Origin of the sequence: Povalibacter sp. (assembly GCF_036735925.1) — a bacterium.
In the GTDB taxonomy this organism is placed as follows: Bacteria; Pseudomonadota; Gammaproteobacteria; order Steroidobacterales; family Steroidobacteraceae; genus Steroidobacter.
The window spans coordinates 11,945-38,733 of sequence record NZ_DAINNK010000002.1 but is presented as its reverse complement, the minus strand read 5'-3'; the positions used below and the strand labels follow the sequence as shown (position 1 = coordinate 38,733).

At 64.1% G+C, this 26,789-nt stretch carries 25 protein-coding genes; 16 read left to right on the top strand and 9 right to left on the bottom strand.

Annotated elements, in window-relative coordinates; all coding sequences use genetic code 11:
• Positions 1-100: 100 nt before the first annotated feature.
• Genes dnaX through recR form a run of 3 tightly spaced genes read left to right on the top strand, consistent with a single transcriptional unit; the run spans position 101 to position 2,649 of the window.
• On the top strand, positions 101-1,672 hold the full coding sequence (gene dnaX / locus V7D81_RS00875) for a DNA polymerase III subunit gamma/tau (RefSeq protein ID WP_324313858.1): 1,572 nt from the start codon (positions 101-103) through the stop codon (positions 1,670-1,672).
• 46 nt (positions 1,673-1,718) lie between these two features.
• Positions 1,719-2,045 carry a YbaB/EbfC family nucleoid-associated protein gene (locus V7D81_RS00870; RefSeq protein WP_324313857.1) on the top strand — a complete coding sequence of 109 codons (327 nt, stop codon included), beginning with the start codon at positions 1,719-1,721 and terminating at the stop codon, positions 2,043-2,045.
• A 4-nt stretch (positions 2,046-2,049) separates the two neighbouring features.
• Positions 2,050-2,649, top strand: a complete 600-nt coding sequence (recR, locus tag V7D81_RS00865; protein ID WP_324313855.1) for a recombination mediator RecR — start codon at positions 2,050-2,052, stop codon at positions 2,647-2,649.
• A gap of 218 nt (positions 2,650-2,867) precedes the next feature.
• Here the strand turns inward: recR and rsgA are convergent, their stop codons facing one another.
• Entirely contained in the window at positions 2,868-3,809 is a 942-nt protein-coding gene (rsgA, locus tag V7D81_RS00860) for a ribosome small subunit-dependent GTPase A (protein ID WP_324313853.1), read from the bottom strand.
• Between the two features lie 15 nt (positions 3,810-3,824).
• The gene (locus tag V7D81_RS00855; protein WP_324313852.1) at positions 3,825-5,078 is read right to left on the bottom strand and encodes a M48 family metallopeptidase; all 1,254 of its coding nucleotides are present in this window, start codon (positions 5,076-5,078) and stop codon (positions 3,825-3,827) included.
• A 103-nt stretch (positions 5,079-5,181) separates the two neighbouring features.
• Here V7D81_RS00855 and orn point away from each other — a divergent pair, with 103 nt between their 5' ends.
• On the top strand, positions 5,182-5,733 hold the full coding sequence (gene orn, locus V7D81_RS00850; protein ID WP_324313850.1) for an oligoribonuclease: 552 nt from the start codon (positions 5,182-5,184) through the stop codon (positions 5,731-5,733).
• Entirely contained in the window at positions 5,733-6,323 is a 591-nt protein-coding gene (locus V7D81_RS00845) for a DUF938 domain-containing protein (RefSeq protein ID WP_324313849.1), read from the top strand. Before orn ends, V7D81_RS00845 begins: the two co-directional genes overlap by 1 nt.
• A 6-nt stretch (positions 6,324-6,329) precedes the next feature.
• Here the strand turns inward: V7D81_RS00845 and ppsA are convergent, their stop codons facing one another.
• Positions 6,330-8,693 (bottom strand): phosphoenolpyruvate synthase, encoded by a 2,364-nt coding sequence (gene ppsA, locus V7D81_RS00840; protein WP_324313847.1) that lies wholly within the window; start codon positions 8,691-8,693, stop codon positions 6,330-6,332.
• A 133-nt stretch (positions 8,694-8,826) separates the two neighbouring features.
• Here ppsA and ppsR point away from each other — a divergent pair, with 133 nt between their 5' ends.
• From ppsR to V7D81_RS00825, 3 genes are read left to right on the top strand one after another with little or no spacing between them, the layout of a single operon-like run.
• Complete coding sequence (ppsR, locus tag V7D81_RS00835) at positions 8,827-9,654, top strand: posphoenolpyruvate synthetase regulatory kinase/phosphorylase PpsR (RefSeq protein WP_349257585.1); 828 nt, start codon at positions 8,827-8,829, stop codon at positions 9,652-9,654.
• Between the two features lie 54 nt (positions 9,655-9,708).
• Positions 9,709-10,206 carry a DUF1249 domain-containing protein gene (locus V7D81_RS00830; RefSeq protein ID WP_324313844.1) on the top strand — a complete coding sequence of 166 codons (498 nt, stop codon included), beginning with the start codon at positions 9,709-9,711 and terminating at the stop codon, positions 10,204-10,206.
• Positions 10,207-10,248: 42 nt separating this feature from the next.
• Complete coding sequence (locus V7D81_RS00825; protein WP_324313843.1) at positions 10,249-11,298, top strand: hypothetical protein; 1,050 nt, start codon at positions 10,249-10,251, stop codon at positions 11,296-11,298.
• Positions 11,299-11,343: 45 nt separating this feature from the next.
• Here V7D81_RS00825 and V7D81_RS00820 read toward each other — a convergent pair whose 3' ends face one another.
• Positions 11,344-13,521, bottom strand: coding sequence for a carboxy terminal-processing peptidase (locus V7D81_RS00820; protein WP_324313842.1), 2,178 nt, complete (start codon positions 13,519-13,521; stop codon positions 11,344-11,346).
• A 149-nt stretch (positions 13,522-13,670) separates the two neighbouring features.
• Here V7D81_RS00820 and V7D81_RS00815 point away from each other — a divergent pair, with 149 nt between their 5' ends.
• Entirely contained in the window at positions 13,671-13,958 is a 288-nt protein-coding gene (locus tag V7D81_RS00815; protein WP_324313841.1) for a hypothetical protein, read from the top strand.
• Positions 13,959-14,162: 204 nt separating this feature from the next.
• Here V7D81_RS00815 and V7D81_RS00810 read toward each other — a convergent pair whose 3' ends face one another.
• Complete coding sequence (locus V7D81_RS00810; RefSeq protein ID WP_324313839.1) at positions 14,163-14,393, bottom strand: hypothetical protein; 231 nt, start codon at positions 14,391-14,393, stop codon at positions 14,163-14,165.
• A gap of 150 nt (positions 14,394-14,543) precedes the next feature.
• Positions 14,544-14,927: a hypothetical protein gene (locus V7D81_RS00805; RefSeq protein WP_324313837.1), complete on the bottom strand. Its 384-nt coding sequence runs from the start codon at positions 14,925-14,927 to the stop codon at positions 14,544-14,546.
• Positions 14,928-15,051: 124 nt separating this feature from the next.
• On the opposite strand from V7D81_RS00805, the gene V7D81_RS00800 reads away from it, so the two are divergent.
• Entirely contained in the window at positions 15,052-16,023 is a 972-nt protein-coding gene (locus V7D81_RS00800; protein WP_442958324.1) for a Gfo/Idh/MocA family protein, read from the top strand.
• Here V7D81_RS00800 and V7D81_RS00795 read toward each other — a convergent pair.
• Positions 15,980-17,224, bottom strand: coding sequence for a hypothetical protein (locus V7D81_RS00795; RefSeq protein ID WP_324313835.1), 1,245 nt, complete (start codon positions 17,222-17,224; stop codon positions 15,980-15,982). The two genes, V7D81_RS00800 and V7D81_RS00795, sit on opposite strands and share 44 nt — an antisense overlap.
• A 142-nt stretch (positions 17,225-17,366) precedes the next feature.
• Here V7D81_RS00795 and V7D81_RS00790 point away from each other — a divergent pair, with 142 nt between their 5' ends.
• From V7D81_RS00790 to mltA, 6 genes are all read left to right on the top strand, one after another.
• Positions 17,367-17,816 carry an Hsp20/alpha crystallin family protein gene (locus V7D81_RS00790; protein ID WP_324313834.1) on the top strand — a complete coding sequence of 150 codons (450 nt, stop codon included), beginning with the start codon at positions 17,367-17,369 and terminating at the stop codon, positions 17,814-17,816.
• A gap of 146 nt (positions 17,817-17,962) precedes the next feature.
• The gene (gene prpC, locus V7D81_RS00785; RefSeq protein ID WP_324313833.1) at positions 17,963-19,114 is read left to right on the top strand and encodes a bifunctional 2-methylcitrate synthase/citrate synthase; all 1,152 of its coding nucleotides are present in this window, start codon (positions 17,963-17,965) and stop codon (positions 19,112-19,114) included.
• A 7-nt stretch (positions 19,115-19,121) separates the two neighbouring features.
• Positions 19,122-20,570, top strand: a complete 1,449-nt coding sequence (locus V7D81_RS00780; RefSeq protein ID WP_324313832.1) for a bifunctional 2-methylcitrate dehydratase/aconitate hydratase — start codon at positions 19,122-19,124, stop codon at positions 20,568-20,570.
• A gap of 68 nt (positions 20,571-20,638) precedes the next feature.
• The gene (locus tag V7D81_RS00775) at positions 20,639-21,754 is read left to right on the top strand and encodes an adenylate/guanylate cyclase domain-containing protein (RefSeq protein WP_324313830.1); all 1,116 of its coding nucleotides are present in this window, start codon (positions 20,639-20,641) and stop codon (positions 21,752-21,754) included.
• 233 nt (positions 21,755-21,987) lie between these two features.
• Positions 21,988-23,136, top strand: coding sequence for a PheS-related mystery ligase SrmL (gene srmL, locus V7D81_RS00770; RefSeq protein ID WP_324313828.1), 1,149 nt, complete (start codon positions 21,988-21,990; stop codon positions 23,134-23,136).
• A 50-nt stretch (positions 23,137-23,186) separates the two neighbouring features.
• Entirely contained in the window at positions 23,187-24,344 is a 1,158-nt protein-coding gene (gene mltA, locus V7D81_RS00765; RefSeq protein WP_324313827.1) for a murein transglycosylase A, read from the top strand.
• A 223-nt stretch (positions 24,345-24,567) separates the two neighbouring features.
• On the opposite strand, the gene V7D81_RS00760 is transcribed toward mltA, so the two are convergent.
• The gene (locus tag V7D81_RS00760) at positions 24,568-25,206 is read right to left on the bottom strand and encodes a suppressor of fused domain protein (RefSeq protein ID WP_324313826.1); all 639 of its coding nucleotides are present in this window, start codon (positions 25,204-25,206) and stop codon (positions 24,568-24,570) included.
• Between the two features lie 44 nt (positions 25,207-25,250).
• The coding region (locus V7D81_RS00755; protein WP_324313825.1) for an RDD family protein at positions 25,251-26,789 on the bottom strand (1,539 nt) is incomplete at its 5' end.

Sequence of the window (26,789 nt, the reverse complement as noted above, 5' to 3'; positions counted from 1 at the left end):
GCTGGCCAGAGTGGCCGGCGACCTGCACCCGACAGTCTTGGTAGTGTCGTGTAAAGTTCGCCCCTCGGATTTTGCCAGTCGCCAGTCGCCAGTCACCCTCATGTCCTATCTCGCTCTCGCCCGCAAATGGCGGCCGCGCAATTTCAGCGAACTGGCCGGTCAGGAGCACGTCATGCGCGCGCTGACGAATGCGCTGACGACGGGGCGGGTGCATCACGCCTTCCTGTTCACCGGCACGCGCGGCGTCGGCAAGACGACGATCGCGCGCATCCTGGCGAAGTCGCTCAACTGCGAAACCGGCATGACGGCGACGCCGTGCGGGCAGTGCGCGGCGTGTAAGGAAATCGATGAAGGCCGTTTCGTCGATCTGATCGAAGTCGACGCCGCCTCGCGCACCAAGGTCGACGATACGCGCGAGCTGCTGGACAACGTGCAGTACGCGCCGACCCGCGGTCGCTACAAGGTCTACCTCATCGACGAAGTGCACATGCTCTCGGCGCATTCGTTCAATGCGCTGCTCAAGACGCTCGAAGAACCCCCGCCGCACGTCAAGTTCCTGCTCGCGACCACCGATCCGCAGAAGCTGCCGGTGACCGTGCTGTCGCGCTGCCTGCAGTTCAGCCTGAAGCGCTTTCCGCCGGGCATGATCTTCAAGCGCCTCACCGAGATCGCCCAGGCGGAAAAACTGGACTTCGAACCGGATGCGCTGCGGCTCGTGGCGCGCGCTGCCGAAGGCAGCATGCGCGATGCGCTGAGTCTTCTGGATCAGGTCATCGCCTTCGGCGGCGCGAAGCTGACCGCTGAAGACACCCGCACCATGCTGGGCTCGCTCGACCGTTCGCAGGTATTCGGCCTCATCGATGCCGTCGTCTCGCGCGATGCCAGGAAGGTGCTGGATTGCGTCGAGCAACTCGACGAACGTGCGCCGGAATATCGCCAGGTGCTCGCCGAACTGGCCGCCGTGCTGCAGAAGATTGCGTTGCTGCAGGCGGTTCCCGACCTGCAACTGGACGAAGCCGAAGACATCGAAGCCTACAAACGTCTCGCCGCGGCCATGACGCCGGAAGACACCCAGCTGTTCTATCAGATTGCGATCGTCGGCCGGCGCGATCTGGAACTCGCGCCCGATGCGCGCGCCGGATTCGAGATGGTGCTGCTGCGCATGCTTGCGTTCGGCGTTGCCGATGACGGCGCTGCAGCTTCGCCGTCGCCCGGCGCCGTGACGCCGACGCAATCGCGGCCCGTCGCGGCTCCCACGCGCAGCGCCCCTGCAGTAAAGCAGGGTGCAGCGAATACCGAATGGAGTGCCATCGTCGGCAGTCTGAATCTGCACGGGCCCGTCAGTCAGCTCGCTGCGCATTGCGTGCTCGCCGGTCGCGAGCCGGGAAAGATCCGCCTGACGCTGGATCGGGACGGCGACGCATTTCATCGGCCCGCGCTCGAGGAAAAACTGGCGCAGGCGTTGTCGGAATACTTCGGCGAGACCGTCAGGCTGGAGATTTCGCTGCAGGAGGAAGTCATTGCGGATACGCCAGCGAGGCAGTTGAAAGCCGCGGCGGACGATCGCCTGCAGGGCGCGCGGCGTTCCATCGAAACGGATCCGAACATTCGCGCGATGCGCGATGTGTTCGGTGCGACGGTGCAGCCGGATTCGGTTCGGCCGATCGAATAGCAATCGAGTGCGCTCGCTCGCCTGAGCGCGTTTTCCAGGAGTTTTCATGAAAGGCAACATCGGCAACATGATGAAGCAGGCGCAGCAGATGCAGGCCAACCTGCAGCGTGCGCAGCAGGAAATCGCCAGTCTGCAGGTCACCGGCGAGGCCGGCGGCGGCATGGCGAAAGTCACCATGACGGGCAAACATCAGGTGCTGCGTGTCGCGCTCGACCCGTCGATCGTCAGCGCCGACGACAAGGACATGCTCGAGGATCTGGTCGCGGCGGCGGTCAACGATGCCGTCCAGAAAGTCGAGCGCGCGACGCAGGAGAAGATGTCGGGCGTGATGGGCGGGATGAACCTGCCGCCCGGATTCAAGCTGCCGTTCTGATGTCGTGATCTACCCGCCCACACTGGTTCGACTCATCGAAACATTGCGCTGCCTGCCCGGTGTCGGGCCGAAGTCGGCGCAACGCATGGCATTCCACCTGCTGGAGAAGGATCGCAATGGCGCCAGCGCGATAGCCGACGCCTTGCAGAAGGCGGTCGGCACCATCGGTCGCTGCCAGCGCTGCCGCATGTTCGCGGAAGCGGAGCTGTGTCCGGTCTGTGCTTCGCCGAGCCGCGACCGCGGCCTGCTCTGCATCGTGGAGTCGCCCGCGGACGTTGCTGCCATCGAGCAGTCTGGCAGCTATCGCGGTTGTTATTTCGTCCTGATGGGCCATCTGTCGCCGCTCGATGGCATCGGCCCCGACGAACTCGGATTCGCCGAGTTGTCCGCCCTGTTGCAGACGGGCGAAATCAAGGAAGCCATCCTGGCGACCAACGCCACCGTCGAGGGCGACGCCACGGCCCACGTCATCGCCGAGATGGGGGCGCGGTATCAGGTGAAATCCAGCCGCATCGCCCACGGCGTTCCGGTCGGCGGCGAACTCGAATATGTCGACGGCGGTACGCTCGCCCATGCCCTCGCTGGGCGGCACACGCTGAGTTGAAGAAGCAGGGAGTTTCACACGGAGATCACGGAGATCACGGAGTCAGAGATCAAGAAGTAAGAATTTCCACGGGGGAAGAATGGGAACACGGGGAACACGGGGACAAGAAAAGATTCTTCTGTTCCGAGACCCCGTGCTCCCCGTGTCCCCCGTGGAATTTTTTCTTCTCTTCTCCGACCTCCGTGTCCTCCGTGATCTCCGTGTGAAACTCTTATCCTTCAGCGCCGCCGTTCGTAGTCCGGCGCCAGTTCGCGCATGATGTTGAGCAGCCGCTTGTAGCTTTCGTAGCGGCGGGCGGAGAACGCGCCTTCTTCCACGGCGGCGATGACGGCGCATCCCGGTTCGCGCAGGTGCAGGCAGTTGTGGAAGCGACAACCTGGCGCAGCCCTCACGATTTCGGGCCAGCCTCTCTGGACCGTCGCATCGCTGACGAGTGCGGGAGCGAAATCGCGTACGCCGGGAGAATCGATCAGTTCTCCGCCGGTGGGAATGCGGAAGAGGGCGGTGGATACGGTGGTATGCCGCCCTTCGCCCGTGGCGTCGGACAGCGAGCGCGTCAGTTGCTCGGAATCGGGAATCAATGCATTCGTCAGCGTCGATTTGCCGACGCCGGATTGTCCTGCCAGCAGGGTCGATTGGCCCTTCACCAAGGCGCGCAGATCGTCGATGGCGTCGCGATTGAGGGCGGAAACCGCGACGACGGGGTAACCGGCATGGCGGTATTCGTCGATCAGTGCCGCAAATCCCGCGGCTGCCGCGAGATCGGATTTGTTGACGATGATGGCGCTGTCGATCTGTGCATAGGCGGCGGCGGCGAGATAACGGTCGACGATGTAGGCATCGACGGCAGGCTCCGGTGCGATGACGGCGGCCAGCAGCGTCAGGTTGGAAGCGAGCGGTTCGGTACGGCCGCGACTGTCGGTACGTTGCAGCAGCGTGCGGCGCGGCGCGACGGAGATGATGCGCGGCGGATCGCCGGACGCCGCGGCGACCGGTCGCGGCATGCGTACGTGAACTTCATCGCCGCAGACGATCGACAGACGTTTGCCGAAGAGTTCGGTGGCCAGTCGTTCGCCATCGCCGGTGCGCACGATCGCGCGGCGTCCGAAAGATTCGACGACACGCGCGGGAAACTCGACCGGCGCGTTCATGAATGTCATGGCGGCGATTCCGTCTCAGGCGCGTTGCGCCGCGAGTTGCTGCAATCGGGCGATGCGGGTCAGTGCCGGCGGATGCGAATCGTAGAAGGTCGAATGCAGCGGGTCGGGCGTCAATGTCGTCGCATTGTCGCGATACAGTTTGACCAGCGCCTCGGCGAGTTCGCGGGCATCGGAGAACTTCGCCGCAAACTCATCCGCCTCGAACTCGTGCTTGCGCGACCACCAGGCGCCGATGGGCGTCAGGAAGAACGTAAACGACGGCAGGACGAGCATGAACAACAGCAATGCGGCATGGGCGGACGGCTGGCTGACGCCGAGGGCCGGATAGAACTGCGGCCAGGCGGCCAGCACGCCGAGCAGCGCCAGTCCGCCGAGGCCGAACAGCAGCGAAAGGATCAGCCGCGAACGGACGTGATGCAGCCGGAAGTGCCCGAGCTCGTGCGCCAGCACGGCCTCGATCTCGGTCGCCTGCAGGCGTTCGACCAGCGTGTCGAAGAACACGATGCGCTTGTTGCGGCCCACGCCGGTGAAGTACGCATTGCCATGCACCGAGCGTCGCGAGCCGTCCATGACGAACACGCCCTGCGATGAAAAGCCACAGCGCTGCAGCAGCGATTCAGTGCGCTGTTTCAGCGTCTCATCGGCGAGCGGCGTGAACTTGTTGAAGATCGGTGCAATGAAGCGCGGCCAGGCCCAGGTCACGAACAGCGTGAACCCCACCCAGACGCCCCATGCGTAGACCCACCACAACGAGCCTGCGCGCTGCATGAGATACAGGATCACGAACACGAGCGGACCGCCGAGCAGCAGGGTCAGCAGCAACCCCTTCAGCAGGTCGGCGATGAACAATCCCGCCGTCATGCGATTGAAGCCGAAACGGGCTTCGATGCCGAACGTGCGATAGATTGACAGCGGCAGGCCGATGGCCGATATCGCCAGCAATGCCGACAGCACTACCGCCGTGCCGTGCCACACGGGGCCCAGGCCTGCCGTCTGCCAGGCGAGATCGATGGCCTGGAGGCCGCCGCCCAGCGTAAAGGCCAGTGCGATGATGGCATCGAGCAGAATGTCCCAGCGATTGAGGCGGCCGAGCGCAACGGTGTAGTCGGCCGCCTTGCGGTGCGAATCGATGTCCACCTGCCCGGCAAATGCTTCGGGAACCCGGTCGCGATGCCGGGCCACCGCAGCGATCTGCCGTTGATTCAGCCAGCTGCGCAGCAGCGTCGACAACATCAGAAGCAGCACGAACAGCAGGGTGAACCAATGCATCGGGAGTCTTGTGATTGAAGGAATTTGCGCAGAAATGGAGCGATCGGGAGCTTAGCCGCTGCTGTTATGATGGGCAACGCCGCGACATTCGAAGGGGACCGATGTGAACGACCGCGATCCGACCCGACTGATCTGGATCGACCTGGAGATGACGGGTCTCAAGCCGGACTCCGATCGCATCATCGAGATTGCGACGGTCGTGACCGACAAGCATCTCAACACGCTCGCCGAAGGGCCGGTGCTGGCGATTCATCAGTCGGATTCCATACTCGATGCCATGGACGACTGGAACCGCAGGCAGCACGCCTCGTCGGGACTCGCGGCGCGCGTTCGCGCCAGCACGGTGACGACGGCGGAGGCCGAGCGCCGCACCCTCGAATTTCTGCGTCAGTGGGTCGAGCCCGGTGTCTCGCCGATGTGCGGCAACAGCATCTGTCAGGATCGACGCTTCATGGCGCGCGAGATGAAGGATCTCGAACGCTACTTCCACTATCGCAATCTGGACGTCAGCACCCTGAAGGAACTGGCGCGGCGCTGGGCGCCCGAAGTGCACACGAGCTTCCAGAAGACCTCGACACATCTCGCCATGGATGACATTCGCGATTCCATCCGCGAACTGGCGCACTACCGGACGCACTTCCTGCGAGTCCCTTGATGCCGAAGCCGCACTCCGAAGCGTGCGAGCGCAACAAGGGGCCGATTCTCGATGTGCTGAAGTCGTGGTTCCTGCGGCCGGGGACGGTGCTGGAGATCGGGTCGGGCACTGGGCAGCACGCCGTTCACTTCGCTGCGCACCTGCCGCATCTGATGTGGTCGGCGACCGATCGCGAAGAGAATCTCGATGGCATCCGGCAGTGGATCGATGAAGCTGCGTTGCCGAACCTGCGCGGTCCATATGCGCTCGATGTGCGCCAGGAAGTCTGGCCTGTCAGGGAGGCGCTCTATGCCTTCAGCGCGAACACCGCGCACATCATGAGCTGGGGTGACGTCGAGGCCATGTTCGCCGGCGTGAGCGTGGCGCTGGAGCCGGGCGGTTGCTTCTGTCTTTACGGCCCGTTCAATCGCGATGGGCAGTTCACCAGCGATTCCAATCGTGCCTTCGATGAATCGCTGCGGGCGCGCGATCCGCAGATGGGCATCCGCGACGATCGCGCCTTGCAGACATTGGGAACCCGCTGCGAACTCGAGTTCGCAGCGGATTATTCGTTGCCGGCACGAAACCGGTTGCTGGTCTGGACGAAGTAAAGTCCGTCAGACCTTGTTGCCTGCGAGGAACAGCCAGGTTTCCACGACGGTATCCGGATTGAGCGACATGCTCTCGATGCCCTGTTCCACCAGCCAGCGGGCGAGGTCGGGATGATCTGACGGGCCCTGGCCGCAGATGCCGATGTACTTGCCGGCCTTGCGGCAGGCATCGATCGCCATCTTGAGCAGCGCCTTCACGGCGTCGTCACGTTCGTCGAACAGCCTGGCGATGATCGCGGAGTCGCGGTCGAGGCCGAGGGTGAGCTGCGTCATGTCGTTCGAGCCGATCGACATGCCGTCGAAGTACTGCAGGTAGCGGTCGGCGAGCAGCGCATTGGTCGGCAGTTCGCACATCATGATGACTTTCAGTCCGTTCTCGCCGCGCTTCAGGCCGTTGGCGGCGAGGAGCTGCGTCACCTGTTCGGCTTCCTTGAGCGTGCGCACGAACGGCACCATGACCTGCACGTTGCTCAGGCCCATCTTCTCGCGCACGCGCTTCAGTGCGCGGCATTCGAGTTCGAAGCAGGGACGGAACGCCTCGTCGATGTAGCGCGAAGCGCCGCGGAATCCGATCATCGGATTCTCTTCGTGCGGCTCGTACTGCGGGCCGCCGATCAGATTGGCGTATTCATTTGACTTGAAGTCGGAGAGACGCACGATCACCGGTTCGGGTGCGAAGGCGGCGGCGATCGTGCCGATGCCTTCGCAGAGCTTGTCGATGTAGAACGACACCGGATCGGCATACCCGGCCATCTGGCGACGGATCGTCTGCTGCAGTTCCTGCGACAGCTGGTCGAATTCCAGCAGCGCGCGCGGATGCACGCCGATCATGCGATTGATGATGAACTCGAGTCGCGCCAGGCCCACGCCCCTGTGGGGAATGCCGGCGAAATCGAAAGCGCGGTCGGGGTTGCCGACGTTCATCATGATCTTGGTCGGAATCGACGGCAGCGAATCCAGTTCGATGTTCTTCTGCTCGAACGGCAGCTCGCCTTCATAGACGTAACCCGTATCGCCCTCGGCGCACGAGACGGTCACGCCCGCGCCTTCGCGGATCTTCTCCGTCGCATCGCCGCAGCCGACGACGGCAGGAATGCCCAGCTCGCGAGCGATGATGGCGGCATGACAGGTGCGTCCGCCGCGATTCGTGACGATCGCGGATGCGCGCTTCATCACCGGTTCCCAGTCGGGATCGGTCATGTCGGCGACCAGCACGTCGCCGCTCTGCACACGCGTCATTTCCTTCACGTCGCGGATGATGCGCGCGGGGCCGGCGCCGATGCGCTGGCCGATGGAGCGGCCGGTCGTCAGTACGCTGGTCTTCTTGCCCTTGAGCGAGAACCGCTGAACGACGCGGCCGGCGCGACTCTGCACGGTTTCCGGACGGGCCTGCAGGATGTAGATCTTGCCGGTCTCGCCGTCCTTGCCCCATTCGATGTCCATCGGGCAGCCGTAGTGCTCTTCGATGATGAGTGCCTGGCGCGAGAGATCGAGCACGTCCTGGTCGGTGATGGAGAAGCGGCGTCGATCCTCAGCCGGCACATCGACGGTGGTCACGCGCGTGGCGCTGCCCGGGGCGGCATAGACCATCTTGATGGCTTTGGCGCCGAGCGTGCGACGCAGGACGGCTTCCTGGCCGGCGCGGATCGCGGGCTTGTAGACATAGAACTCGTCCGGATTCACCGCGCCCTGCACGACGGTTTCGCCGAGGCCGTAAGACGCGGTGATGAACACGACGTTGCGGAAGCCGGAGTCCGTATCGAGCGTGAACATGACGCCGCTCGAACCGACGTCGGAACGCACCATGTACTGGATGCCGGCAGACAGCGCGACCAGGTCGTGCTTGAAGCCCTGGTGCACGCGATAGGCGATGGCACGATCGTTGAACAGCGAGGCGAACACTTCGTGCACGCACTTGAGCAAGGCATCGCGACCGCGCACGTTGAGGAACGTTTCCTGCTGGCCGGCGAACGAGGCATCCGGAAGATCTTCCGCCGTCGCTGACGAACGCACTGCGACTGCGATGTCGCGCCCGCCGCTCATCTTCTCGAAGGCTTCGAGGATTTCCTTTTCGAGACGCGGCTGAAACGGCGTCGCCAGGATCCAGCTGCGGATCTGCGCGCCGACTTCGGTGAGCCTGTCGACGTCATCGACGTCGAGCGAGGCGAGCGCCTGCGAGATGCGTGCGGCGAGACCGTCGTGTGCAAGGAAATCCCGATAGGCCTGTGCCGTCGTCGCGAAGCCGCCCGGGACCGTGACGCCCAGGCCGGCAAGATGGCCGATCATTTCGCCGAGCGAGGAATTCTTGCCGCCAACCGTATCGACGTCATGCCGACCTACTTTCTCGAAGGGCAGGATGTAAGCAGTCAAAGGGATTCCTCTTGATCTACGCCGTGCAGGGGTGAACACTCAAGGCCGGCGATTCTACGACGAACGCGAGCCGCTCAGAACGCTTCAACGCGTATGGGAAAGGCCGATCGGCCGAATGCGTTGCAACGGGGAAATGATGGAGCGACGGACAGTATTCTTTGTGTCGGATCAGACCGGCGTGACCGCGGAAACGATGGGGCACAGCCTCTTGACACAGTTCGACGGGCAGGCGTTTCGACAGGTGACTTTGCCATTTATATCCACGATTGACAAGGCAGAAGAAGCCGTCCGAAGGATCAATGCAACCGGCGAAGCGGAGGGTGTTCGGCCCGTCGTCTTCAGCACCCTGGTGCAGGAAGACCTGCGCGAGGTAATCAAACGGGCCAATGGTCTGTTCCTGGATTTCTTCGACGCCTTTCTCGGCCCGCTGGAACTCGAACTGAACGTAAAGTCGTCCCGCGCGCAGGGCAAGGCGCACGGCATGCAGGACCTGGGCGCCTACACGTTACGCATCAACGCGACCAACTTCGCGCTGGCCAACGACGATGGCGCCATCGCACACGACTACGATCGCGCCGATCTGATCCTGGTCGGCGTCTCGCGTTCGGGAAAGACGCCAACGTGCCTGTACATGGCGCTGCAGTACGGCATCTTCGCGGCCAACTATCCCTTTGCGGACGAGGAGTTCGAGTCGGGCCGCTTGCCGAACTCGCTGCTGCGCTACGAAAAGAAACTGTATGGTCTGACGATTGCGCCCGAACGCCTGCAGCAGATCCGCAACGAACGCAAACCGAACAGTCGCTACGCATCGCCGGCCCAGGTCGACTACGAGCTGCGTACGGCCGAAGGATTGTTCCGGCGTTACGGGATTCCCTATATCAACACGACCGAATGCTCCATCGAGGAAATCGCCAGCCGGATTCTCGACAAGACCGGCGTCGAGCGTCGTTTGCGGCCGTGACGCAGGTCTCAGCGCAGCGGCAGATACGCAAATTCGCTGTGCTATATTCGATTCATGAACGTCGCGGCACTGCAGACCGATACGAACTGTGCAGTGAGCTGGCGGGCGCGGCCCGCGAGCTTCGTGAGCCTCATGTCGCTCTACGAAAGCAACTACATCCGTCTGAGCTGGCTGATCGGCGATCTGTCTGCAATCGATGACGCCGCCGTTTCCGTCGTGACGGACGATTGTCCGCTGCACCTGCGCGTCGAAGAGCGCAGTCGCTACACGACGACGTTGACGCTCACCTATCTCTTCGAGAACGACAGCATCGTGGTCGCCGATCCGGATCTGCAGATCCGCATCTATCACGACGCGCGTCTCGCCGAAGTGCAGTCCTGCGCACGCTGGCATCGGCATGCCATGCTGGAGTCCCTGCGCTCGACACTTGCGCGCGCCGTCGGCGATCGTTGGCTGCGCAACGTGATGCTCAACAAGTGGCTCGACTATTGCGTCGAGCGCGGTCATCGTTTTGCGGGAACGATTGCACCCGTCGCCGCAATGGCGCGCTGATTACAGACACCTTCCTTCCGCACCCGCCATCTCACCCTGCGCATGGGTATCTCCGACCGGCTGGGACAGCTTCTTCCGAGCACTCGCCAGGCCGCCGAGGAAGAGCGGCTGCTGCGTCTGTACTGGAATCGCGCCGAACTCAAGAAGGAACTGAGTCGCCTGCAGGAAGAGCGACATGAGCTCATCGAAGAACTCAAGAAACAGGAAGCCGCGGCGCTGCGTGCCGACGAGCGTCTGGCCGAGCTCGAAGCGCATCTCGGCGATCCGGATGCCGCCACCCACGCCCTCGTGTATTTCCAGTTACGCGCATTGTGGCGTTCGTGCGGCGAGCGCCTGCTTCGCTTCTCGCAGCAGTTGCAGAACCAGCAGCAGGATCGCGAACGCCGGCGTCATCTGATCGAGTTCGACCAGACCCGGCGACGTCAGGTCGCAGACCTGGATCGACGCATCCTGGAAGCGCGGACGACCGCGGACAAGCTCGAGACGCAGCTCAGGAAGCTCGAAGCCAGACTCGTTTCCCTGCGCGGTTTCTGGAATTACTTCCGGCGCGGCAGGCTGGCCGAGGAAATCGAGAGCATCCGGTCGCAATGGGATGAAGCAGCAACGCGCGTCACCGATCTATCCGACGATCGCGCCGATGCGGAAGAAAAGCAGCCGCCGACCTTCGAAGGCATATCGATCGACGGCAAGCGCATCGTGAATACGGCCGTGATCGCCTATGCACAGCAACTGGTGGGGCTGCTGTCCACGGGCGGCCTGGCGATGCTGGCGAAGGAAGCAACGTCCAAGACGGTTTTCGATCTGCGCTACGGCAACCGCGAAGACTGCGTCCGGCTCATGGCGCTGCTGCGGGAGGCGAAGCAGCTCGTCGGCAGGGACAGCGACGACCTGAGCGGACTCAAGGGATACACGGACGCACTGCGTGCCCGTGCGACCTATCGAAGCGATGCCGATACGACGCCGTTGACGGATTCCATCGGCACGATGTCGCCGCCCGAATCGCCGGTCTCGGGACTGGAAAGCATCAATCGTTCGGGGATCAACGTGCTCGTCGACGACTACTGGGATGTGTACGAGGCGTTGCTGAAGTAAGGGCGCGGCCGACGGATCGCTGATCCGCCGGCCGGCGAGAAAGAATCAGGGCGTCGCAGGCGCGCCGCTGTTGTCGCTCTTGAGCTTCGACAGATACAGGTTGCCCATCCCGCTCATGTCGGCTGCGATCTCCGCGGCTTCGGCGAGCGTCGGGTCGGGCGCCTCCGCCGTGTTTACTTCGGACAGCTTGGCCAGCGGCGTCAGGCCATGGGCAGCGCGACGCGTGTTCTCGCGTGCCAGCCGTTCCGCTTCCTGCGTCTCGCGTTCTGCAATCCGCTTCTGCAGGTTCAGCGACACTTTCTTCTGGGTACGGACTTTCTCGAAGGAATCGAGATCGCCCAGCAGCGACACGAAATCAGCGTCCTGCGCGATGCGCCGCTGATGCGCCTGCTCCAGCGTCGCGACCGCCTGAGTCAACTGCGCCTCGCGCCCGAACTCGACGGGGCGGATGCGATCCCAGGGCAGGGCGCTCTCACGGGTGCTTTCGCCGACTTCTTCGGTGCTAATGGCGGTCGGCATCGAAATGTCGGGCTGCACGCCGCGATGCTGCGTGCTTTCGCCCGTCACGCGGTAGTACTTGCCGATCGTCACCGTGAGCTGGCCGAAGCCGGGCTCGGGTCCGAGCGCATAGCGATCGAGCGGATACAGGTTCTGCACCGAGCCTTTGCCGTAAGTCTGCTGACCGACGACGATGCCGCGGCCGTAGTCCTGGATGGCAGCAGCGAAGATTTCCGAAGCCGAGGCGCTGAACCGGTCGACCAGCACGATCATCGGGCCGTCCCAGGCGATCGTGGGTTCCGGATCGTCGAGTACTTCGACGCGACCGCCGGTTTCGCGCAACTGCACGATCGGACCGCCGGGAATGAAGAGACCGGACAGTGCCGTCGCTTCGGTGAGATGACCGCCGCCGTTGCCGCGCAGGTCCATGACCAGCGCATCCATGTGTTCGGTCTTCAGTTCTTCGATCAGCTTGCGTACGTCGCGCGTGGTGCTGCGATAGTCCTTTTCGCCCGCCGACTTGGCTTCGAAGTCCTGATAGAAGCTCGGCACGTTGATGACGCCGACCGTCAGTTCGCGGTCGCCGCGCTTGACCTTGCGGACTTCCTTCTTCGAGGCCTGGGCCTCGAGCGTGATCTTGCTGCGGGTCAGGAACAGATCCTTCTGCGGCGAACCTGGCGCTGCGCCGGCCGGCAGGATCTGCAGATGCACCGTCGTGTTCTCCTTGCCGCGGATCAGCTGCACGACGTCATCGAGGCGCCAGCCGACCACGTCGACGGGCTTGCCGTTCTTGCCTTCGCCGACCGCCACGATGCGATCGTTGACATTGATCTGGCCGCTCGACGCGGCGGCGCCGCCCGGCAGGACGTTCAGCACGGTCACGTAGTCGTCGACGAGTTGCAGCGAGGCGCCGATGCCTTCGTACGACAGGCTCATCTGGATCCGGTATTCCTCGGAGTTGCGCGGCGAGAAGTAGCTGGAGTGCGGATCGAAGACATGCGCGAACGCATTCATGAACACTTCGAAGATGTCGTCGCTCGTGACCTGCTGTGTGCGCTTCAGCACACGCTCGTAGCGCTTCTGCAGCACGTCGCGGGTTTCATTCCATGGCTTCTCGGTCAGCATCAGGGAAACCGCGTCGTTCTTGACCCGCTGACGCCAGATCTCGTTCAGCTCGGCCGGCGACTTGGCCCACGGCGCCTTGGAGCGGTCGAACTCGAAGTATTCGTCGACGGTGAAATCCGGCTCTGTCTTGAGCAACTGCAATGCGTAGTTGATGCGTTCGAGATTGCGGGTCTGGAAGCGGTTGAAGATTGCGAAGACGGGTTCGAGCTTGCCGGAGACGACGGCGTCGTCGAGCTGATAGCGATAGCGTTCGAACTCGGCGATGTCGCTTGCCAGGAAGTAGCTGCGACCGCCGTCGAGCTGTTCGATGAACCGGTCGAGCACCAGCGAGGAAACGGGATCGTTGATCGGCGACTGGCGATAGTGCGAGCGCTCGATGACGTTGCTCACCAGTTTGCTGACCCGGCGCTGGCGTTCGGTGGGGGTCAGGTCCTGAGTCGATGCGGTGGCAACCGCATTCGCGACCGGCGCCTGCGCCGTACCGGCGAGCAGCGCACAGGCAATGAGCAGGGCGGGAAGGCTGAACAGCAGCGTGAACCGACGCGGCGTCGTGGAGGCGTCGCTGTGGCGGATCTGGCTGTCGCGCGGAGGCTGGTACACTGTTTCTCGTCCTCGGTCTGTCTGCCAACGTCTCGAAACCGGCGCAGGTTGCAAGACGACGTTATTGCCTGTCCGGGCGGGAACTCAAGGGCTCGCCCGGCACCTCGACTCTCTTCGATTCGCGCACACCGCTGTCCACGGAAATCATCATGCGACCACTCGCCGTACTCAACGCAATTCTGTTCGGCTCGGCTGCGGCCATTACGTTCGGTCTGTGCGCGGTTCTGGTCATTTACCTGGTCTTGCAGGGCCGGCATCCGCAGTTAGCCACAGAATTCGGACCCCTGCTGCGCAGTAGCGGCATGTTCGGTGCACTGGCCATCGTGTCGGGTCTCAGCCTGTACGGTAGCCTGAAGGGACTGAACTGGCGCTGGACAGCGCAGATCGCGATGTGGATTACGCTCGCGGCCACAGTGGCGTTTTACTGGCCCCGATGATCGGGGGGACATGAGGGAAAGCCCCAAAAGGGGATGGGGCCGGGATGGATTTCCCGGAATTCGCTCCGTACCCGTCGTTGCGGGTCTCGTGACCAGCCCGTCACATTCAATCGCTGTCCCCCAGTCGATCTGCACCCGGTCGAGCGTACGTGTGCGCCACCGCGCCGGTCAATCAACGGGGCAAGGGGCGGACGTGAAGGATGTTCAGCGTCGCCCGATGCGCTCCCAGGCCTTGTGACGCTCGAACGAGCCGCTGTTGTAGGGATCGAAGCTCGTGGGTTTCTTTGGCGCGGCTTTTGCGCCGTTCTGGACCGGCACGGGTTGTTTTGAAACCGTTGCGGATGGATTACCGACAGGGCGCTGCGGCGCTGTCGCGGTAGGCAACTCATCGTCGCTACCGTCGTCCCGTCCGCCGAACAATCTGGCGAACCACATAATCGTCTTCCCGAAAAAAGATCAGCGAATCTGCTTGTTGTGTGCCGGAGCTTACCTGCCGCATCACACGGCTCAGACACCACTTTCTGAAAATGTGAAAGCGATCACGCTTCCCTGAGAGGGATTTGTGCGTGTCGGAAAATCTTCCAGTCAGTCGAGGCTGACGCGTGGTTCGACGCGGCGGCCCTCTGCGTCGCGACGAGGGGACGTCTGCGGCGGCGCAGCATGAGCATCGGACGAATCCGGGCCCGCTCGACGCAGGAACAGCAGCCGCACGATCTCCACGATGATGAGCGGCCCCAGCGCCAACGCCCAGGCACGAATCCCACCGATCGCGAGGTCGCCGAAGAAATCGCCGTAGAACGTACCCATGCCTGCATCCTTGCCGTAAGGACCGAGCAACGTGCTGCCCACCCAGTAGACCGGGGCGGGCAGGACGAACAGTCCGAAGGCGAGCAGGAGGCTGGCCGCGATGAGTTCGAAGCGCAGGCGATGGGCGTTCGATGGATTCTCGGCGGAGGAGCTGCGGGTCATACGGTCGCGACGCTTGGAGTCTGTTCGATGGGCGCGCGCATCTTGGGGGCTTGGCCTCTTCGCCGCAACTGCAGGCCGGCGGTGCCGCTATCATCCGCATCGCCATTACGTGTAGGGGACAGGCATGAGCAGCGACACGGGAACGCCAGTGAGAACCGCAGTGATCGGTGTGGGCTATCTCGGCCGCTTCCACGCGCAGAAGTATCGACAGCTCGAAGGCTCGCAGCTCGTGGCGGTCGTCGATGCCAGTGCCGAATCGGCGCAGAAGGTCGCGGCGGAACTGGGCGTCGAGGCGCTGACCGATTACCGCGCCGTGCTCGATCGCGTCGATGCCATCAGCATCGCCGTCCCTACGCCGCTGCATCACGCGGTTGCGATGGCTGCGCTCGAGCGCGGCATTCATGTGCTGGTGGAAAAACCGATTGCGACCAGCGTCGCCGAGGCGCGTGAAATGGTCGCCGCCGCCGCTCGCAAGGGCTGCGTCTTGCAGGTCGGACATCTCGAACGATTCAATCCCGCCATCGTCGCCGCCGCCGGCAAGCTGAACACGCCGCGATTCGTCGAATCGCATCGCCTCGCGCCGTTCAAGCAGCGCGGCACGGATGTCAGCGTGGTGCTCGATCTCATGATCCACGACATCGACCTGATCCAGGAACTCGTCGGCCAGCCGATCGAGAGCATCGATGCGGTCGGCGCGCAGGTGTTCTCGGGCGAGATCGACATCGTGAACGCGCGCATCCGCTTCCGCGGCGGCTGCGTCGCCAACACCACCGCGAGCCGCGTGAGCCTCAAGCAGGAACGCAAGATCCGCATCTTCCAGGACGACGCCTACCTGTCGATCGACATGCAGCAGAAGATCCTGACCGTGATCCGCAAGAAAGATGCGGCGCCGGTCGAGTCGCCGGCGCAGGTGTCGATCGAAGAAGAGTCCTACGAACAGGGCGATGCGCTGCGCGATGAAATCGCGGCCTTCCTCAAGGCGATCCGCGAGAAGTCGGCGCCGGTGGTGACCGGCGAGGACGGACTGCGCGCGCTGGAGACCGCGATCAAGATCACCGAACTGGTGATGGCTTCGACGGCTGCCCGGACAGCGTAGCCCGTTCCAGCGATTCGAGCGGCTTGCCCGCGATCTTCTGCGCCGTCGCCTGCAGTCGTTCCAGGGTGACTTCGCCGCCGCGGGCCGCCAGTTCACGTGCGACGTCGTCGAGACTGGCTTTGTCTCTGGTGAGCGAGCGGATCTCGCTGTCGACCTCCTTCATCACGATCACCGCCCGTGCGGTCGTCGCACCCGAGGACTTCGCATCGAACAGATTGATGGTGCGACGGCCCCACTTTTCCAGCCGCTGCATGGCCTGTTCGTAGCGCTGCTGACCGATGCCGCCGGAGCGATGCAGCGTTTCGAGGGAGTAGTACTCGGCGAAGCCCTCGACGATCCAGTCGCTTTCCTCGTCGCCATGAAGGCCCATCGCGACGTGCACCAGCTCATGCAGCAGCGTGCTGGTGCGGTTCTCGCTGATGAGCGGGCGACTGGCGTGAATGAAAAGGGACGACGGACCCGACAGGCCGCCGCGCCACATCGGATCGCCGGCGGAGACGACGAGCAGTCGCCGCGGAAAGTCCGGAAACACATTCAGCAGGTGCGGCAGATTCCAGTTCAGGAACGACAGCATGTCCTGACGCCGGGCGCTGTCGCCGGCCGGCGCGGCGACGATGGTCTGTACGCCGCCGATCAGTTCGCTGCGCTTGCCCAGTTTGCCGATCAGCATCCAGCCGCGCGGCCGGTCGAAGCGGCGACCGGGATCGTCGATGTGGAAATGGCCGCTCGGCAAAATCGGGTAAGCGCTGACGGCCGTCCACTCCTGCGGCAGCTGGAATTCCAGTGTCGAACGCGATTCGAGACCGCGCACGGCCGTGACGCGTGCGCTCGGTACCAGCCGGTCGCCGCGGAACAGCGCCCAGTCCCTGGTCATCAACGAATCGAAACGCCCCGACGAACGTTCGTGATTCACGACGAAGTCGTAATACAGGCGTGAATACTTGCCGTGCGGGCGCCAGGTGACGGTGTCGTCCGCAACTTCGACGCTGTCGGTCGACGTGAAATTGCGATGGCGCCGCGGATCGATCGTGAAGACGATCTTGCCTGGCAGCTTTTCTCCGGAGAGCTTCAGTTCGACGTGCAGGCTGCCCGAAGCCGGCTGCGCTTCGACGCGAAAGTGGGCGTCATAGGTGGCCGCCAGGGCAGGGCATGCGGCGATCAACATGGCCGCAACGACTGCGATACGGGACGCTGACTGCATGAACGATTCCGCGAAACGTGTTCGCCGCAGTGTACCCGAGCCTCCGCGATTGCCGCCCTTGAAAGGTTTCGGGCGGTCCCTATTCAGGGGGCAACAGGGTTTGTGACCCGTCATCCATCACTGTTCTTCGGAGGCCAGCACCATGGCACTTGCTCGCTATGAATCGTCCTGGGATGCGTTGAATCATCTGCATCGCCAGATCAACCGGATTTTCGATTCGCAGACCGCGGCGAATGCCGACGTCGGCTCTTCTGCGACGGCGGACTGGATTCCGTCCGCAGACATTCTCGAATACGCCGACCGCTTCGTGCTGAAGCTCGACGTTCCCGGCGTCAACGCCAGCGCCATCGACATCACGCTCGATCAGGGCGTGCTGACGATCAGCGGCGAACGTCCCGCCGAAGTTGCCAGTGCCGATGTCGAGCGCAGCCGGCGCGAGCGTCCGCAGGGTCGCTTCCATCGTCGCTTCACGCTGCCCGACACCGTCGATGCAGCGGCGGTCCGCGCCACGGGTCGCGATGGCATTCTCGAAGTGACCATTCCGAAGCAGGCGAAGGCGCAGCCGCGCCGCATCGAAGTCGCGACGAACTGATCGCGATTGCTTATCGGCCCATCACGCAGGGCGGCCCTGGCGTAAGCCGCGGCCGCCCCGCTCTTTTTACGCGTATCCCGCCGGTCGCCGCGGGCTGCGAATACCGGTACGATCCCCGCACATTCGTGAGCTGAGGGGGACGCGTGATGAGCGAGCCGACTGCGGGCTTCAAGCCCAAGAAATCCGTTGCACTCTCCGGCGTGCCGGCCGGCAATACGGCGCTGTGTACCGTCGGGCGCAGCGGCAACGATCTTCACTACCGCGGCTACGACATCCTCGATATCGCGACGACCTCGGAGTTCGAGGAAGTCGCCTACCTGCTGATTTACGGCAAGCTGCCGAATCACGCCGAACTCGCCGGCTACAAGGCCAAGCTCAAGTCGCTGCGTTCGCTGCCTGCGGCCGTCAAGTCAGTGCTCGAGCAGTTGCCGGCGGCGAGCCATCCGATGGACGTGATGCGCTCGGGCGTGTCCGCGCTCGGCTGCGTGCTGCCGGAAAAGGACGATCACCATCTCGCCGGCGCGCGCGACATTGCCGACCGGCTGATCGCCAGCCTCGGCTCGATGCTCACGTACTGGTATCACTACAGCCATGCGGGCCGGCGTATCGACGTCGAGACCGACGACGATTCGGTCGGCGGACATTTCCTGCACCTGCTGCATCAGAAGCGCCCGCCGAATGAATGGGTGCATGCGATGCACACCTCGCTGATCCTGTACGCCGAGCACGAGTTCAATGCATCGACGTTCACCGCCCGTGTCATCGCCGGTACAGGTTCCGACATGTACTCCGCGATCACCGGCGCCATCGGTGCGCTGCGCGGTCCGAAGCACGGCGGCGCGAACGAAGTGGCGTTCGAGATCCAGCAGCGCTACGAGAATCCGGATGACGCGGAGAAGGACATCCGCGCACGCGTAGCGAACAAGGAAGTCGTCATCGGCTTCGGGCATCCGGTCTACACGATCTCCGATCCGCGCAACCAGGTCATCAAGGAAGTCGCGCGCTCGCTCGCGCAGGAGACAGGCGACATGAAGATGTTCAACATCGCCGAGCGTCTCGAAGCGGTGATGAAGGACGCCAAGAACATGTTCCCGAACCTCGACTGGTTCTCCGCCGTCTCGTACTACCAGATGGGCGTGCCGACCGCGATGTTCACGCCGCTGTTCGTGATCGCGCGCACGAGTGGCTGGTCGGCCCATGTGATCGAACAGCGCATCGACGGCAAGATCATCCGCCCGAGCGCGAACTACACGGGTCCGGAAAACCTGAAGTTCGTGCCGCTCGACCAGAGAAAATGATGCAGTGATGTCGCAGGATTTCCGCTCCGCCCAGCGACCGGCGCCCGACAAAGTGCTGGTCGACATCGCCGATTACACGCTGTCGTATCGCATCGACAGCGATGATGCGTACGAGACTGCGTTCTACTGCCTGATGGATTCGCTCGCCTGCGGATTCCAGGCGCTGAAGTATCCGGCGTGCACCAAGCTGCTCGGTCCGGTCGTGCCGGGAGCAACGATGCCGGGCGGCGCGCGCGTGCCGGGTACCTCGTATGAACTCGATCCGGTGCAGGCGGCGTTCAACCTCGGCGCCATGATCCGCTGGCTGGATTTCAACGACACCTGGCTCGCGGCCGAGTGGGGTCATCCTTCCGACAATCTCGGCGGCATTCTCGCCGTCGCCGACTATCTTTCGCGACGCAACGTCCTGCAGGGACAGAAGCCGCTGACCGTGCGCGACGTGCTGACGGCCATGATCAAGGCGCACGAGATCCAGGGCGTGACGGCGCTGCAGAACAGCTTCAACCGCGTCGGTCTCGATCATGTGCTGCTGGTGCGTATCGCGACGACGGCCGTCGTCACCGCCATGCTCGGCGGCACCCGCGATCAGGTGATCAACGCGCTCTCGAATGCCTGGGTCGATGGCGGCGCTCTGCGAACATATCGTCATGCGCCGAACACCGGTTCGCGCAAGAGCTGGGCTGCGGGCGATGCAACCAGTCGCGGCGTGCGCCTCGCGCTCATGGCGATGAGCGGCGAGATGGGCTACCCGTCGGCGCTGACGGCGCCGACCTGGGGATTCCAGGACGTGCTGTTCGACGGTCGGCCGCTCTCGTATCCGCAGCCGTTCGGCAGCTACGTGATGGAGAACATCCTGTTCAAGATTTCGTATCCGGCGGAATTTCACGGCCAGACGGCGGTGGAGGCGGCGATGGCGCTGCATGAACAGGTACGCGAGCGGCTCGACCGCATCGACCGCATCGTCATCGAAACCCAGGAATCGGGCGCACGCATCATCGACAAGACCGGGCCGCTGGCGAATCCGGCCGACCGCGATCATTGCATTCAGTACATGGTCGCGGTGGCGCTGATCTTCGGCCGCCTGACGGCGGAAGACTACGAAGCCGCGACGGCCGGCGATCCGCGCATCGATGCCTTGCGCAGCCGGACGCTCGTGATGGAAAACACGACTTTCACGCAGGAATACTTCGATCCCGAGAAGCGCTACATCGGCAACGCGGTCCAGGTCTTTTTCACGGATGGAACCGCGACCCAGCGCGTGGCAGTCGACTATCCCATCGGCCATCGCAAGCGCCGCGCCGAAGGCATCCCCGTGTTGCGACGAAAGTTCGAGGCTGCAGTGATCGGGCACTTCTCGCCGAAGCAGAGCGAATCCATCAAGACACTGTTCGCTGATCGCGCGCGGCTCGAGTCGCTGGCCGTGCAGGAGTTTGTGGCCAGCCTGATAAAGAACTAAGCTTGCGGGCGCGCGGTGCCGAAGTCTGACGCAGAACCAGGCGACACCGTCAGCGGGAGTGAGTGAGGATGCCGAGCTCTTTCAGAGCCCTGTTCGTCGGTGACCGGTCTGAGAATCACGCATTGCTGATCCGGATGCTGGAAGGCTCGGACATCAATGTCGACGATGTTGTCTCCCCGAATGACGCGATTGCCAGCGTGGCGCAGCGCACGCCCGACCTGATCGTGGTCTCGATCGAAGGCGATGCGCGCTCGCTCGCCGATATCTGTCGTGTGCTCAAGGCCAATCCGGCGACCGTATCCGTCCCCGTCGTGGCGCTGGCCCGCACTGCCCGATCGCGACTGGTGGCCTTCGATGCCGGGGTCGATGACTTCCTCACCCACCAGATCCGCCGCGAGGAATTCCTCGTGCGCGTACATGGTCTGTTGCGTGCCGCCGCGTCGCGCCGGCAACTGGTGGCCCAGCAGCTGGCCGCGGAGGTGAAGCAGCGCGAGGCCATCCGTGCGGCCTTCCGTCGCTACATCTCGCCGAAGGTCGCGGACCGCATCCTCGAGAATCCGGATCTGCGTGACTCCGTGCTCACTGGCGCCAATGCCCGCGTGTCTGCATCGGTGATGTTCGCCGACATGCGCGGCTTCACTGCGCTGTCGGAACGTCTGGCGCCGGCTGAAGTCGTCGCGCTGCTGAATGAATTCTTCGGCCTGCTGGTCGACGTGAGCTTCGAGTACGACGGCACCATCTTCAGCATGGCCGGCGACTGCCTGCTCGTCGGCTTCGGCGTGCCGGTGGAGCAGGCCGACGGTCCGCAGCGTGCGGTGCTGGCGGCGCGCCAGATGCTGATCCGCTTCGGCCAGCTGGCGGATCGCTGGAAGACGACGCATCAGATCGAAACCGGGCTCGGCATCGGCATCAACGTCGGCGAAGTCATCGCCGGCAACGTCGGGTCGGCGTCCTACATGAACTACACCATCATCGGCGACACCGTGAACGTCGCGGCGCGACTGGCGCAGCGCGCGCGTGCCGGCGAAATGCTGTTCTCGCAGGCCGTCATGACGGCGCTCGACGGTTTCGGCGTCGACGTCCAGGCATTGCCGCTGCCGCCCATGGTGCTGCGCGGTCGCTCCAATCCCATCGACATTTTCTGTATCCCGAGCGATCACCGGATCGACTTCCGTCCCCATTGACGGCTTGCCTCGGCCGGTGCGGCTCCGCTACATTCGGGCCATGTCACCTCGCGTGCACACCTTTCGATTTACCGGCCCCCGGCCTGTTTCAGGCATCGGGCATTCCGGTCGCGCGCGCTGGATCCTTCTTTCCCGCCTCGCTGAACGCCTGACCGCCTGAGACCGGCGCGGGGGTTCGTTCGTCCGCTGCATTCGCAGCACGTTCCGAACTTCAGCCGTAGTCGAGGTGTGTCATGTCCCTGTCCGTCGAAACGCCATTCGAAATCCGCACCCTGGATGCCGCGAGCTATCGCCGCGCGCTGTCCGTTCGCGATCTCACCGACGCGGCCTGGGGGCCGCACGCCCTGCAGCTGCTGGTGCAGCAGGCGATCGACGCCTTGCGCCGCCGGTGGAGTTGCGAGGCGATCGTCTATCGTGCGCCGCCGCTCGTATCTGTTTCCGCCAACTACGACGAGCTGCAATATCCGGCGGAAGGTGCGGCGCGGGATGCGCGCTACACGCGCTATCTCAGCGCCGACCGACTGCTGCGAACCCAGACGTCAGCCATGATTCCGGGCGCGCTGCGCATGATCGCCGCCGCCGACTATCCCGATGTGCTGATCGCCTGTCCCGGACTCACGTACCGGCGCGATTGCATCGATCGGCTGCACGTCGGCGAGCCGCACCAGCTCGATCTGTGGCGGGTTCGTCGCGGACGACTGGAGCAGGACGATCTCACCGAAATGATTCACACGGTCGCGGCGGCCTTGCTGCCGGGCGCCGAACTGCGGCTGGAACCCGCGACGCATCCCTACACGATTCACGGGCTCGAGGTTCACGCGCGCATCGACGAGCGCTGGGTGGAGATTCTGGAGTGCGGCCTCGCAGCGCCGGCAGTGTTGCAGGCGGCGGGACTCGGGGCGAACTACGGCGGACTCGCCATGGGCCTGGGGCTCGATCGCCTGCTCATGCTGCGCAAGGGCATCGACGACATCCGCCTGCTGCGTTCCGACGATCCGCGCGTCGCGCGCCAGATGCTGGACCTCGAACCGTGGCGTCCGGTGTCGTCGCAACCGGCGATCCAGCGGGATCTCTCGATTGCCGTGGCCGCCGCGGTCACGGCGGAAGAACTGGGCGATCGCGTGCGCGCTGTGCTCGGCGAACGCAGCGATGCGCTCGAAGAGATTCGGGTGATCGCCGAAACGCCGTGGCTCGATCTGTCCCTCGCAGCACGGCGACGACTGGGCATCGCATCGACCCAGAAGAACGTGCTGCTGCGTCTCGTCATCCGCGATGTGAGTCGTACGCTGACATCCGCGCAGGCAAACGTGCTGCGGGATGAAGTGTACGCAGCATTGCATGAAGGGTCGGTCGCGACCTGGGCCAGTCGCGAATCGATCTGAGCGAGGCGGGCGGGCATACTCCGCGCTCGAGATTGCGAACGGAAATACCGATGACGAGAGTCGTACGACTTGCGCTGCTGGCGCTGACGCTGGCGTTCATTCATGGCTGTGTGAGCACGCCGCAACAGCAACCGCCGCCGGTCGCGACGCCGCCGAAAGTGCTGTACGAGCCCGTGGCCTGGGACAAGGTCGACGGCTGGCAGCAGGATCAGGTGCAGTGGGCCTGGGATGCGTTCCTGAAAAGCTGCCGCGCGCTGGCGTCGAAGCCGGAGTGGTCCGGCGTGTGCGCCGCCGCCGTGCCCTCGACGAACGCGCGTCAGTTCTTCGAAACCCGGTTCGTGCCGTATCGCATCGTGCAGAGCGCGGGTCTGGACCAGGTGGTCGATACGGGACTGATCACCGGCTACTACGAACCGCTGCTGCGCGGCTCGCGCAAGCCGTCTGCGGCGTTTGCGGTGCCGCTGTTCGCGCCGCCCGACGATCTGCTGACGATCGACCTCGCCGAGTTGTTTCCCGAGCTCAAGGGCAAGCGCCTGCGCGGCCGCGTGCAGGGCCGAAAGGTCGTGCCGTACTACACACGTGCGGAGATCGCGGGCAAGCCGTCGCTGCAGGGCAAGGAACTCGTCTGGGTCGACAATGCGGTTGATGCGTTCTTTCTGGAAGTGCAGGGCTCGGGCCGCGTGCAGTTTGCCGACGGCAGCGTGGTGCGTATGGCCTACGCCGACCAGAACGGCCAGCCGTATCGTTCCATCGGGCGTTATCTCGTCGACCAGGGCGAGATGACGCTCGACCAGGCTTCGGCGCAATCGATCCGTCGCTGGGTCGACGAACATCCCGAACGCAAGCAGGAAGTGCTCAACGCCAATCCGAGCGTCGTGTTCTTCCGCGAGGAGAAGATCGAGAACCCTGCGGAAGGCCCGAAGGGCGCGCTCAGCGTGCCGCTGACCGGCGGCCGTTCGCTCGCCGTCGATCCGCAGTTCGTGCCACTCGGTGCGCCGGTCTTCCTCGCCACTACGCAGCCGAACTCGACCGAACCGCTGAAACGCCTGGTACTGGCGCAGGACACCGGCGGCGCCATCCGCGGCGTCAACCGCGGCGATCTGTTCTGGGGCTTCGGTCCTGCCGCCGGCGAGTCTGCCGGTCGCATGAAGCAGCAGGGTCGCATGTGGCTGCTGTGGCCGAAGGGGCTGCCACTGCCGCCGCAGTAGCGCTTCTTTCTATATGTAAGGCTTTGAGATGAGATCGAATTGTGCGTCCCTTCCTCCGCGCAGCGGGGGAAGGGCAGGAAGGGGGTTGTTTGAGAAGGCTGCGCAATTCTCACTGCCCCCACCCTAACCCTCCCCCGCTGCGCGGAGGAGGGGATCAGAGGCGATTCATGCAGAAAATCGTCAACGCAGTGTCACTGGGCTGAAGCCCGCCCCACAGACAGAATCAGAAAAGCCCGAAGCGCTTCTTCATCACGTTGCGACGTTTGACGTCGACGAGATCGTTCACGCGGTGTTCCAGCATCCGCGTCAGCAGGAATTCCATGCCGTGCTCGGCATGGGCGTCGAGTTCTTCGCGATAGAGCGGGATGGCGGCGTAGAACTCGATGTGGTGCCGGCCGGTGTCGAGCGCATAGAACTCCTTCTGCACGAGCAGCGACGGCGCGATGATCACCGCGCACAGCTTCGTATCGCTGACGTAGGGCGCGGGCGGATCACCATTCGGCACGGTGTCGCCCCAGGCCAGCGCGCGGCCGGTCTGCCGCGGCGACATCGCCAGGTCAGCGAGCAGCCGGATCGGCCAGTAGCGGGGATCGGACGATTGCAGTCCATCGAGCTTCCATTGCTCGGGCAGCGTCATCATGAGTTCGATACGGTCCGGGGCATCCTTGCGGGCCGGTGTCATCGCCGCATCGCTCATGCCGGCGGTGACGAGCATGTGCACCGGCCGATCGAAGGCGGCATCGACGCACAGGATGTCGATGTCGCCTTCGCGAAAGGCCCGGGTGACGGGGCCGAGATGGCGCTCGACGTGGGCCTGGATCTGCGGACGGCTGGAAGAAGTCGATGAGGGATCGCGGGTCACGCGCTGCTCCGGAAGAACGGCGCGTGGATTCTACGAAACCTGACTCACACCAGCGACCTGCCTTTCGGGACGCGCACCACGGCCGTGCCGGCGATCTTGTCGTGCCAGCCCTGGCGATCGGGATCGACGGCGATCCAGATGAAGCCCAGGCCCGCGACGACCAGCGACAGGAAACAGCCGAGCGCGCGGGCGATGGCAGTGGCCCAGTCCACTTCGCGACCATCGACCCGGACGATGCGCAGGTTGCAGAGAATGCCGCCGACGGTGGTGCCCTTGAGCTTCCACATGACGGCGCCGTAGGTGGCGAGGAGCGGCAGGAACAGCCCGTCGCTGGCCCGGTCGAGTTCCAGCACGCCGCAGATGATGCCCACCAGGATCATGTCGATCAGCAAGGCGGCCATGCGGATCCAGAAGCCGGCGCGCGGCAGCGTGGCATCGGGCACCAAAGGTGCGGGTTCGACCGCAGGTGCCGCCGACGCTTCGGCGCCCGGCGATGTGCTCGCGACCGGATCGAACGGCGCACCCGCGACGGCGGCGGCTGGCGCTGCGTTCAGCGCCGCTTCCTCGCGCTTTTTCTGTGCGGTCAGCACGAGGGTGTAGACCACCACGCCGAGTCCGAGGATGCCCAGCACCTTGTAGGCGATGAAGCCGACGACCGGGATCACGTACAGCACCAGCATGATCGCGCCGCCGATGGCCACCGCGATGGCGTAGTCGGCCATCGGGCTGGAGATGCTCGCGAAGCGCGTCAGGCGGCGGCCGAGTGCAGCGAGGATGACTGCCTTGCCAAACAGACCGGCGATGAACAGGCCGATCCAGAAGAAGGGCACCAGCGCGACGCCGACCACCGTGACGAGCAGCACCATCGTCGCCACCGGCGTCAGGATCAGCGTCAGCAGCGACGCCAGCAGCGTGGCGCCCGGACGGGTTTCGATCGTCGTCACACACTTCTCGACGGCGCCGGAGAACATCACCGCCAGCAGCACGTACAGCGTGAGGAAGCCGATGGCGAGACCCCAGGCCCAGCCGAGGCCGGGTTCGAGCGCGAGCGGCCGGCCGAGGAACAGGCAGTGCTTCATCCACGGTCGCAGCCAGTCGAAGTGGATGTCGACCGGCAGCGTCACCTGCTGGGTGCCGCCATGGACATTCGCTGCCGGGTCGCGTTTCAGCGTGCCGCCGACGACGACCACCTCGCCGCTGACGTCGGCCTGCGGGCCGAGTTCGACGTCGCCGAAGATCGCCGCGACGTCGCCCTTCACGCGGCTGTTGACGTAGGTGTCGCCGAAGATGGCGACGGCGCCGTCGCCGACCGGTCCGGTGACGTGCGTGTTGCCGAAGATGGAGACGACCGCCTCGCGCACCGTACCGGCACTGGTCGCGGAGCCGCCGATGGAGATGACGGCATCGACGACCTCGTCCGGGCCGACGTTGGCGTCGGCAAAGCGCAGGATGACGTTGTGGTTCTTGCTGCGCCGCCCGTTGTCCCAATCCCAGTCATGGTCGTGGTCGATACCGGCTCGCGTGCCGGAATCGTCGGACTCGACCGCGGGCGTCTCGGGCGCTTCGACCGGTGCGGGTGAAGG